Source organism: Aliivibrio sp. SR45-2 (assembly GCF_963890165.1).
GTDB lineage: Bacteria > Pseudomonadota > Gammaproteobacteria > Enterobacterales > Vibrionaceae > Aliivibrio > Aliivibrio salmonicida.
In genome coordinates this window covers 1-3,159 of the sequence record NZ_CAWPRC010000014.1, presented here as the reverse complement: position 1 = coordinate 3,159, position 3,159 = coordinate 1, and the positions used below count along the sequence as shown (strand labels likewise).

Below are 3,159 nucleotides of genomic sequence, written 5' to 3'. Positions count from 1 at the left end.
TATCAATGTGTGCTGTACATTCGGAATCTAATAATTCCATCGTATCAAACTCTTTTATAACGAGTTTGATACCGTCTAATGCAAGACGTCTTTTAATAATCGCCCCAAGTAAAGGATAGAGAGGATGTTCTGTTTCATACCCTAATCTGACGATGCTTCCTTTCTCTGGTTGAATAAAAGCAATTTTCTTTCTATTCAAACAATGCTGTAACCCAGGTAATAACCCGTAAGCGTTAAATAATCCAATGCCATTCATATTCGCATTTTGTAATTCATTTAATAATAGTAACGGCGTAATGGTTTGCGATAAGTATTCTTTCCAATCCGAATCAGCAGCCAATCCTGACTGACGATTTAATAATAGATAAGTACACCCTCTATCTGCATCTACTTGTTCACCATAACTAACAGAGTGATCCCCTTCATAAACTTCAAAGCCTAATTTTAATTGAATAGGTGCTATATTAGGTAACGTCCATACTTCAACAGAATCAATCAATGGTCTATAACCAAAGTAATGCTCATTTGCAATTAACGTAAGTTTTTTGTCTGAATTTTCACTGACCTTGTATGGCCCGGTTCCAATAGGAGAACGAGCATAGGTGATTGATTCATGAGCCGTATTTGGAATTATTTTCGCATTAAACTGAGTTAATTTACTATCAAAGTAATAATCATCAGTCGTCAGAATGAAATCAACCACATTAAGATTTGGATTCGTAACCTCTTGTATGTGACTAAACACGAAATTAGACGACAATGCGAAAAATGTGTCTTTAATATCCTGAAACGTTAATGGTTTTCCATCATGAAAAGCAATACTTGGTCTTAAGAAAAATCGCCAATGTGTTGGTGTTAACATATCCCAATGATGGGCAATATCACCCTCAATATCACCACGTTTATTTAATTGAGTTAATCCATTAAATAGTTGCTGCATTAAATGCTGCTCTGAACGACGAATTGCAAGAGATGGCATTAAGGTTTGTAACTGACGATAATAAGGAAGCTTAACAACTTGCTTTCCTTTCTCATGAGAAACCCCTAAAGCACCATGGATCAATTCAAGCAATACATCTTGATTGCCTTCTAAAATATCAAGAGCAACATCTAGCTTACCTTCATTAATGTATCTCTTCGCAAGCCCATAATTTACTGATTCAGGAGAAGAAAAGAACGCTAATGCTGAACTTTTTCCTCGTCCAACCGCTGGAGTCCATGAGATCCAACCTTCGTCACTCATTTTATTTAATACCATACGGGTATTACGTCGCGTACAGCAAAGCAAATCAGCTATCTCATCAATCTGTGTACCAGACGTATTATTAATATAGCGATCGTATAATTTATCAAATTGCTTCCGTAAACGAGGACTGCTCATAATACACCGATTGTTAATGTAGACTTAATCACGATAATTCAATCAATTATCGATACTGATGGCTAATAATCTTGATTTTTCAATAAGTAAGTTTACACTAAATATCGAGCATATAAGAGGAAATTCAAGATGGTTCCAGTTCAATTACATGAATTCAATTCTCAAACGAGACGAAAATCAGATCGTTATCCAGTTGTTCGTAATGGCATTTTTATGATTAAATCTGGAGAACTCACCTATCAAGATAAAGTTGGTGAATCTATCATTTTAAAAAGTGGCGATTTCTTATTATACAGCTCTGGTGATATATCCAAAATTGACCTTTCAACATCATCGGGGAATTTCCAGGCAGAGTCTCTTGTTATTGATGTGTCTGTTTTCCAAAAATTTATTAGTTATATTAATACTGACGACCATTTTCGCTCCACTCGTGAGTCCTTCATCTTCACACAAGAAAATACCTTTATTGTTAAACTGCTTTCTTTATTAAGAGAACAACTCGAAGGGCAACCCTCTCCTGAAACGATTGAATTTATGACGTTGGCAGTCTTAAGCGAAATGGTCAACCAACATCAAGAGCTGTTAGATTTCATACACCGAATTTCTGTTTTAACCATATCTCAACAGCTAATCCGTTATGTCGAACAAAATATCGCTTCAGATTTAACCATTGATGCAGTAGCTCCTAAATTAGGTATGTCGGCATCAACATTAAAAAGAAAACTACAATCCGATAAATTGTCTTTTGCCAATCTAGTCAAAGTAAAACGAATTAATTATGCGGCAACTCAGCTTAGGGTGACAAAGAAAACGATCACAGAAATTGCTTACGAAACAGGATTTAAAACCGCCGCTCATTTCAGTACTACTTTTAAGGCAGTTAATGGTTCTACCCCTAAAGAGTTCAGAGAACAAATACAAGCTTAACTCTTTTTTGTCACAATGGTGTAACACTGTCGTTTTATTATGCTCTTTTTTCTAAATGGATAAAAATATGTTGAAAGCGCTCTCTTACACCTCACTTGTGGCAGGTATACTTCTTAGCTCAAGTTCATTTGCCGCCAATACGAATACCACAATTGCAGGTTCTACTTCTGTCTCTACCTTACTTGAACCTTTTATTGAGCAATACAATCAAACGTCATCTCATGAGATAGATCTTCAAAGTATCGGCTCTAGTGCTGGTATTAATATGTTAGTAAACAATACTGTAGATCTTGCTATTAGTTCTCGACAGTTATCAAGTACAGAGAAAAGTACACTGTCCTCAAAAATAATCGCTTATGATGCTATCGCTATCGTCGTTCATCCTGATAATCCAATTACAACACTTTCTGCAGACAACATTTGGAAAATTTATCATGGTGATATTACTAATTGGAAAGAATTAGGAGGTGAGGATAAGAAAATTGCCGTGATTACTAGAGAAATAGCATCTGGTTCTCGTTTTTCTTTTGAAAACCATTTAGGTCTAACACAAGAAGTGAATTCATTTACGGTATCTGATATTAGTGACCATGTTATTGTTGTTAACAGCACAAGCATGGTAAAAAGCATCGTATCACGTAACCCCCATGCCATTGGTTACGTTTCTGCCGGTTCTATTGGCGATCTTGCCCAGCTTAATATCGTTAAGATTGATGGTGTTTTACCTTCTCAAATCTTGATGACTACACCATTACCGCAGAGATCCGTGCTGAAGGCGAAACACTGCAAAGCACCACGCTTAAAGTAGAAGGTTTAGCTGAAAACTCAAGCCGTGATATTGAAATCGCACT

Annotated in this window: 2 protein-coding genes and 1 pseudogene; 2 read left to right on the top strand and 1 reads right to left on the bottom strand. The window is 36.1% G+C overall.

Annotated elements, in window-relative coordinates; translation table 11 throughout:
- Nucleotides 1-1,381: SgrR family transcriptional regulator (locus AACV33_RS00755; RefSeq protein ID WP_182700659.1), on the bottom strand; the 1,381-nt coding region annotated here is incomplete at its 3' end.
- A gap of 129 nt (nucleotides 1,382-1,510) precedes the next feature.
- On the opposite strand from AACV33_RS00755, the gene AACV33_RS00750 reads away from it, so the two are divergent.
- Together AACV33_RS00750 and AACV33_RS00745 are read left to right on the top strand one after the other, a co-directional pair.
- Nucleotides 1,511-2,308: a helix-turn-helix domain-containing protein gene (locus AACV33_RS00750; RefSeq protein ID WP_017023203.1), complete on the top strand. Its 798-nt coding sequence runs from the start codon at nucleotides 1,511-1,513 to the stop codon at nucleotides 2,306-2,308.
- A gap of 55 nt (nucleotides 2,309-2,363) precedes the next feature.
- Nucleotides 2,364-3,014: pseudogene (locus AACV33_RS00745) on the top strand (substrate-binding domain-containing protein); the annotation flags it as partial.
- Nucleotides 3,015-3,159: the final 145 nt, after the last annotated feature.

What these genes read in the sequence shown, in the direction of transcription:
- AACV33_RS00750 (WP_017023203.1), top strand. Translation starts at nt 1,511, where the DNA reads ATGGTTCCAGTTCAATTACATGAATTCAATTCTCAAACGAGACGAAAA.